The sequence below is a fragment of the Streptomyces sp. NPDC039424 genome, from assembly GCF_055639495.1.
In genome coordinates this window covers 1-7,305 of the sequence record NZ_JBVKAI010000045.1, presented here as the reverse complement: position 1 = coordinate 7,305, position 7,305 = coordinate 1, and the positions used below count along the sequence as shown (strand labels likewise).

Below are 7,305 nucleotides of genomic sequence, written 5' to 3'. Positions count from 1 at the left end.
ACCACCGTCACCGCCCTCGCCGACCTCTTCGCCTCCGGCGCTCCGGTCGACTGGGACGGCTTCTTCACCGGCCGCAACGCCTCCCGCGTCGACCTCCCCACCTACGCCTTCCAGCGCAAGCGCTACTGGGCCGACGACCAGGCCGGTCTCGACACCGGCCTGTCCACAGTCGGTCAGCAGGGCGTGGAACACCCCGTGCTCGGGGCCACGGTCGGGCTGGCCGAGACGGACGGGGTCGTTCTGACCGGTCGGCTCGCCCTCGACACCCAACGCTGGATCGCCGACCACGACGTCCTCGGCAGCCTGCTGCTGCCCGGCACCGGCTTCGTGGAACTGGCGGTCAGGGCCGCCGAGCAGGTGGGCTACGGCGCGGTCGAGGAACTGGTCCTTCAGGCGCCGCTGATCCTGCCCGACCGGGGCGGACTGGACGTCCAGGTGTCCGTCGGCCCGGACGAGGAGGGCCGGCGGACCCTGCACATCTACTCGCGCGACCCGGGCGCGGAGACCGGCACGCCCTGGACGCTGCACGGCGTGGGCGCCCTCGCCGAGGAAACCGCCGAGCCCTCCGCCGACCTCAGCCACTGGCCGCCGGCCGGTGCCACGTCCGTCGACGTGACCGGCATGTACGACCTGCTGTTCCGTCAGGGTTACGCCTACGGCCCGGCGTTCCAGGGGCTGAAGGCGGCCTGGCGGCGCGGCGACGACGTGTTCGCCGAGATCGCCCTGCCCGAGCACGAGCACACCGAGGCGGCCCGCTTCGGTCTGCACCCCGCGCTCCTCGACTCGGCGATGCACGCGCTGAGCCTCGGCGACAGCGGTGACGAGCAGACCCTGCTGCCGTTCTCCTGGGGCGGAGTGACCCTCCATGCGGTCGGCGCCACCGCGCTGCGCGTCGCCCTGCTGCGGGACACCCCCGGCAACGTCCGCATGGAACTGGCCGACACCACGGGCGCACCTGTGGCCTCGGTACGGTCCCTGGCCTTCCGGCCCGTATCGGCCGAACAGCTCCGCTCGTCCGCGCAGGCCGGCGACCAGTCGCTGTTCCGCATCGAGTGGACCGCCCTGGCCGTGCCGGAGACCGAGGCGGCCCTGCCGTCCTTGGCCGACGCGCTCGACGCCGAGACCGTGCCGGAAGCCGTGCTGTACGCGTGCCCCGCGGCCGACGGAGACGTCCTCGACGCCATTCGCGCCACCACCCGGGACGTGCTGGGGCAGGTGCAGAACTGGCTGTCCGACGAGCGCTTCGCCGACTCCCGGCTCGTGATCGTCACCCAGGGCGCCGTCGCCGCCGGCGCGGGCGAGGTCGCCGAGCTCGCCACGGCCCCCGTGTGGGGCCTGGTGCGGGCGGCCCAGGCCGAACACCCCGGCCGGTTCGTCCTCGTCGACGTCGACGCCGCCCCCGAGTCCCGCACGGCGCTGGCCGGCGTGGCCGCGTCGGGGGAGACCGAGGCGGCGATCCGGGCGGGCGACGTCGTCGTACCGCGCCTGGCGAGGATCACGGCGGGCACCGCGCCGCAGGAGCGAGCGCAGGAGACCCGGGAGCCGAACCCCGACGGCACCGTCCTGATCACCGGCGGCACCGGCGGCCTCGGCGCCCTGCTGGCCCGCCACCTCGTCACCGAACACGGCGTACGCCACCTGCTGCTGACCAGCCGTCGCGGCCCCGGCGCCCCCGGCGCCGACGCCCTCGTCGCCGAGCTGGCCGGCCTCGGCGCACAGGCCACCGTCGCCGCCTGCGACGTGTCGGACCGCACGGCGCTGCGGGAACTGCTGGCCGGCATCCCGGCCGAGCACCCGCTGACCGGGGTGGTCCATGTGGCCGGTGTCGTGCACAACGGCCTGGTCGCCACCTGGCCCGTGGAGTGGCTCGACGAGGGCTTCGGCCCGAAGGCCGACGCCGCCTGGCATCTGCACGAACTCACCCGGGACAGCGACCTGTCGATGTTCGTGCTGTACTCCTCCGCCGGTGGCCTCGTCCTCGCGCAGGGCCAGGCCGGCTACGCCGCCGCCAACGTCTTCCTCGACGCCCTCGCCGTCCACCGCCGTGCCGCGGGGCTGCCCGTCACCTCGCTGGCCTGGGGGGCCTGGGGCATCGACACCGGTATGAGCCGCGAACTCAGTGAGGCCGACCTCGAACGGATGCGCCGCCAGGGACTGCCGGCGTTCACCGCCGAGGAGGGACTCGCGCTGTACGACGCCGCCATGGCGACCGGCGAGACCGTCGTCGTACCGATGCGCGTCGACACCGCGGCGCTGCGCGTCCGCGACGGCGAGACACCGGCGCTGCTGCGCGGCCTCGTGCGCACCCCGGCCCGCAGGGCCGCCCGCAACGAAGCCGCGGGCTCGGCGCCCGGGACGGCCGTCGACCTGCTGTCCGGGCTGCCGACCGCCGAACGCGACCGCCGCATGCTGGAGTTGGTGCGCGCCGCGGCCGCCGAGGTGCTCGGACACAGCGACCTCGAGGCCATCGACCCCGACCGGGGCTTTTTGGACATCGGGTTCGACTCGCTCAGCGCGCTGGAGTTGCGCAACCGGATGGTCACCCTGGCCGGCCGCAACCTGCCGCCCATGCTGATCTTCGACCACCCCTCCGCCGCCGACCTCGCCGCCCACCTGTGCGAACTGCTCTTCGAGACCGACGCGCCCACCGTGGACGCCGATCTCGCGGCCGCGTCCGCCGATGAACTCTTCGACATCCTGGACAGCGAACTCGAGATATTCAAGTGAGCAACCGATAGGGGTCAATAGGGGATGTTCGGCCACTGTCCGAAACCACATACTGCGCAGAGGTGGATTCGAACAGTGAGAGGAAACCCATCATGACCGTGACGAGTGAGGGCGCGCGAGGAGTGGATGTCGAGGCCGAACCCCCGCTCTTTCCGATGGAACGCAGATGTCCGTTCCAGCCGCCTGCCGAGTACGCCGAATTGCGGGCCGAAAAGCCCGTGTTCAAGGTGAGGCTCGCGGTCTCCGGAAAGGAAGTCTGGGTCGTCTCCCGGCAGGAGCACGTCCGGCGGGTACTGACCGAGTCGGAGATGAGCTCCAGCTTCGTCAACCCCGGTTATCCGCTGCAGGTTCCGGTGCCCCCGGAGGCCCTCGCCGCGATGCAGACCCCGCTCGTGGCGATGGACCCGCCGCAGCACGCCCAGCACCGCCGGCTCATCATCCCCGAGCTCACGGTCAAGCGCGTCCAGGCGCTGCGCCCGCGCATCCAGGAGGTCGTGGACGAGCACATCACGGCCATGCTGGAGCAGGGCGGCCCGGTCGACCTGCTGACCGCGCTGGCCATCCCGGTGCCCTCGCTCATCCTGTGCGAGCTCCTCGGGGTGCCGCTGGAGGACGTCCCCCACTTCCGCGACTTCGCGGACCGGACCGTCCGCAGCGACGTCACCCCGCAGGAAATCGGTGCGGCGATGGCGGAGATGGACGCCTATCTCGACAGGCTGGTGACGGCGAAGGAGGCCGAGCCGACCGACGACCTGCTCGGCCGGGTCGTGGCGAAGAACCGCGAGGAGGGCACCCTCACCCACCGGGAGGTCGTCGCCCTCGCCCGGATGCTCATATCCGGCGGCTTCGACACCCTCACCAACATGATCGTCCTCGGCGTCGGGGTGCTCCTCGAGCACCCCGACCAGCTGGAGCGGATCAAGCAGGACCCGTCGCTGACCAAGAACGCCATCGAGGAGCTCCTGCGCTACCTGAGCATCGCCGACTCCGCGACCTCCCGCACCGCCACGGCGGACATCGAGATCGAGGGCGTCCTCATCCGCAAGGGCGAGGGCATCATCGCCCTCAACGGCTCCGCCAACCGCGACGAGCGGGTCTTCGACAACCCCGACACCCTCGACATCTTCCGCGAGGTCGGCCTGCACTCGGCCTTCGGCCACGGCATCCACCAGTGCCCCGGCGCCAGCCTCGTCCGGGTCGAACTGGAGATCGTCTACAACACCCTCTTCGCCCGCATCCCCACGCTGCGCCTCGCGGTGCCGGTGGAGGAACTGCCGTTCAAGAAGTACACGCTCATCCAGGGACTGGACGCGCTTCCCGTCACTTGGTGACCTGCGGCGGCGACCCCGGACAACCGGGCCACGAGGAAGGGAACCACCGGTGCGAATCCATGTCGACCGTGAGCGCTGCATCGGCTCGGGCACGTGCGTTCTCACACTGCCCGCCGTCTTCACCCAGGACGACGATGACGGCCGCGTCCTGCTCACCGACGACACCCCCGGCGCCGAGCACCGGGCGTCGGTGGACCACGCGGTCCTCACCTGCCCCGTCTCGGCGATCTTCGTCGAGGACGGTGCCCCCCGCTGACGCGAGGACGCGGACGCGAAGACGACCGGAGCGCCCCTGCCCCACCGGGCAGGGGCGCTCATCCGTGCGCTGCGTTCACCGCGGCCGTTCCCTACGACGGTGCCGGCCCGGCGATCTGCTCGCCGGACCGGCACCCACGCACCGACTCTCCCGCTCGGCCCGTCAGCCCAGCGTGCTGATCCACTCCTCGATGATCCGCGCGGTGTCCTCGGCCGCCCCCTCCAGAATGCTGAAGTGGTTCGCCCGCACCGTTCGCACGGCGTGCGACGCGTCCCACGGCTTGGCCTGCCAGTCCTCCCCGTGCGCTGCGGCGTCCACGGGGGCGCCGTCCGGCGAGAACGACTCGGTGCACTGGATGAACAGCACCGGGGCCTGGATCGGTTCGGTCACCAGCTTCGGTACGAGTTCCACGTAGCGTCCCATCGTGGAGAGCCGGTCGCTGTCGAACCGGCCGAGGGTCGCCTCCTTGTCCAGCATGTGCAGCACCAGGCCCTCGTCCAGGTCGTTGCCGCCGGTGTCGGCCCGGTAGCTGTCGAGCAGCACCACGGCCGCCGGCGACACCCCCGCCTCCTTCTCCAGGTACTGCGCGGTGACATGGGCGAGCAGACCGCCCGCGGAGTAGCCGACGAGGACGAATGGCTGCCCCTCCGCCGCCGCCAGGGTGCTAGCACCCAGCGCCTCGACGGCCGCCTGAGGGGTCGTCGGCAGCAGCTCCGCCGAGCCGAAGCCCGACACGGGGACCGCCGACACCTGCCGTACGCCGCGGAAGTGCGAGGCGAGGCGGGCCTGCTGGTAGACACCCCCGGTGGCCATCGGCGTGCTCACACAGATCAGCCGGGGTGTGCCGGGACCGTCGGCCAGCTTCACCGGCGGCGGCGCCTGATCCAGCTCGCGCACCGACGCGAAGCCGGGCCGCGTGTTGGCCACCGCGGCCAGCAGGTCGAACGCCTTCGCCATGGGCCCGTTGCGAACGGCCCGACGGAACAGAGCGCTCAGCGTGTCCGCCGCCTCGTCACCGTCCGCCGCCGCCCGGCCCGTGTCGCCGGCCGCCTCGCCGACCGTCCCGGCCGCCGCGGCGGCACGGAACTCGCCCTGCACGAAACGGGCGAGCGCCGCCGGGTTCTTGTTGTCGAAGACGACCATCGCCGACAGCCGCAGCCCGGTGGCCGCGTTGAGCGTGTTGCGCAACTCCATCGCGCTGAGCGAGTCGAAACCCGCCTCCAGGAAGTCCCGTTCGGGATCCACCGCGTCCACGTCGGCATGCCCCAGCAGCGAGGCGGCATACGTCAGGATCGCTTCCGTCAGCAGCCGCGTCTGCCCGGCGTCGTCCAGCTCCGCCAGCCGCCCCCGCAGCGAAGCCGCCTGCGGAGCCCCGCCGGCCTTGCGCCGCACCGGCGGAACCAGCCCCTGCAGCAGCGCGGGAACCGACGTCTGCCCCCGCAGCGCGGTGGTGTCGATGCGCAGCGGGATCTGCACCGGGTGCTCGGGCCGGGCCAGCGCGGCGTCGAACAGGTCGAGCGCCTCGTCGACGGGCAGGGCGGGCAGGCCCAGGCGGGCCATACGGGTCTCCGCATCCGCCTGGGCCTGATTCATGCCGGTCGCCGTGGCCCACAGGCCCCAGGCGAGGGAGGTGGCGGGCAGTCCCTGGCTGCGGCGGTGGGCGGCGAGGGCGTCGAGGAAGGTGTTGGCGGCGGCGTAGTTGGCCTGTCCTGCGGCCAGGACGAGTCCGCCTGCGGAGGAGAACAGCACGAACGCCGACAGGTCGAGATCCGCGGTGAGTTCGTGCAGGTGCCAGGCCGCGTCGGCCTTCGGCGCCCAGACGCGGGCCAGACGGTCGGAGTCGATGTCCTGGACGAGGGCGTTGTCCATCACTCCGGCCGCGTGCACCACGCCGGTGAGTGAGTCGACGCCTGCGAGGAGTTCGGCGAGCGCGTCGCGGTCGGCGACGTCGCAGGCCGCCACCTTGACCCGGGCACCGGCTGCCTCCAGCTCGGCGACCAGCTCGGGCGCTCCCGTCGCGTCCAGGCCGCGTCGGCTGGTGAGCAGCAGGTCGGTGACCCCGTGCCGGTCGACCAGATGGCGGGCGACCAGGGCACCCAGACCACCGGTACCACCGGTGACCAGCACCGTCCCGGCCGGCCATGCGGCCTCGACGGGGGCGGAATCGCCGGTGCCGATGACACGGGCCAGGCGGGGGAGGAAGACCTGCCCGTCGCGTACGGCGATCTCGGCCTCGCCCGCGGCGATCGCCCCGGAGGCGAGGGCCGGGTCGGCGCCGGATTCGAGGTCGAGGAGGGTGAAACGGCCCGGGTTCTCGGCCTGCGCGGCCCGCAGAACACCCCACACACCGGCAGCGGCCACATCCACACCGGTGTCGGCGGACAGCGCGACCGCACCACGGGTGACCACGACCAGACGGCTGGAGGCGAAACGCGGGTCCTCGAGCCACTGCCGCACCCGCTCCAGCACCACGACCGCGAGAGCACGCGACCGCGTCGGTACGTCGCCGTCCCCGGCCGGGACTTCCCAGACCACGGTCGGAGGCGCTTCGGTCTCGGCGGGCAGGTCGTCCCAGGCGGGCAGCGCGCCGGCGCCGGTGTTCTCGACGGTCGCGGGGATCCAGTCGATCCGCCACAGCACCCGCTCCAGGCCGCCTCCGCTCGCGGCCTCCAGCTGCTCCACGGACACCGGCCGGCCCACCACCGACCCCACCGACAGGACCAACTCGCCCGCCCCGTCGGTCACCCGCACACTGACGCTGTTCTCGCCCGCCGGGGCGATGTGGACGCGCAGGCGGGTGGCGCCGGTGGCGTTCAGCCGGACCTGGTTCCACACGAACGGCAGCACGGGCGCGCCGTCCCGCTCACCGCTGTCGTCGACCAGAGCCACGTGCATGGCCGAGTCGAGGAGGGCGGGGTGGAGGCCGTAGTGGGTGGCGTCGTCCCAGGTGTCGGTGGGGAGTTCGACTTCGGCGTAGAGGTCGTCGCCGTG

Annotated in this window: 4 protein-coding genes; 3 read left to right on the top strand and 1 reads right to left on the bottom strand. The window is 72.6% G+C overall.

What is annotated here, in order from left to right; all coding sequences use genetic code 11:
* From ACZ7L0_RS43885 to ACZ7L0_RS43875, 3 genes are all read left to right on the top strand, one after another.
* The coding region (locus ACZ7L0_RS43885; RefSeq protein WP_471248188.1) for a type I polyketide synthase at window positions 1–2,727 on the top strand (2,727 nt) is incomplete at its 5' end.
* A 92-nt stretch (window positions 2,728–2,819) separates the two neighbouring features.
* Window positions 2,820–4,058, top strand: coding sequence for a cytochrome P450 (locus tag ACZ7L0_RS43880; RefSeq protein WP_471248187.1), 1,239 nt, complete (start codon window positions 2,820–2,822; stop codon window positions 4,056–4,058).
* Window positions 4,059–4,107: 49 nt separating this feature from the next.
* Entirely contained in the window at window positions 4,108–4,314 is a 207-nt protein-coding gene (locus tag ACZ7L0_RS43875; RefSeq protein ID WP_471248186.1) for a ferredoxin, read from the top strand.
* Window positions 4,315–4,476: 162 nt separating this feature from the next.
* On the opposite strand, the gene ACZ7L0_RS43870 is transcribed toward ACZ7L0_RS43875, so the two are convergent.
* Window positions 4,477–7,305 (bottom strand): type I polyketide synthase (locus ACZ7L0_RS43870; protein ID WP_471248185.1); only part of this gene is annotated, 2,829 nt, incomplete at its 5' end.

What these genes read in the sequence shown, in the direction of transcription:
- ACZ7L0_RS43880 (WP_471248187.1), top strand. Translation starts at nt 2,820, where the DNA reads ATGACCGTGACGAGTGAGGGCGCGCGAGGAGTGGATGTCGAGGCCGAA.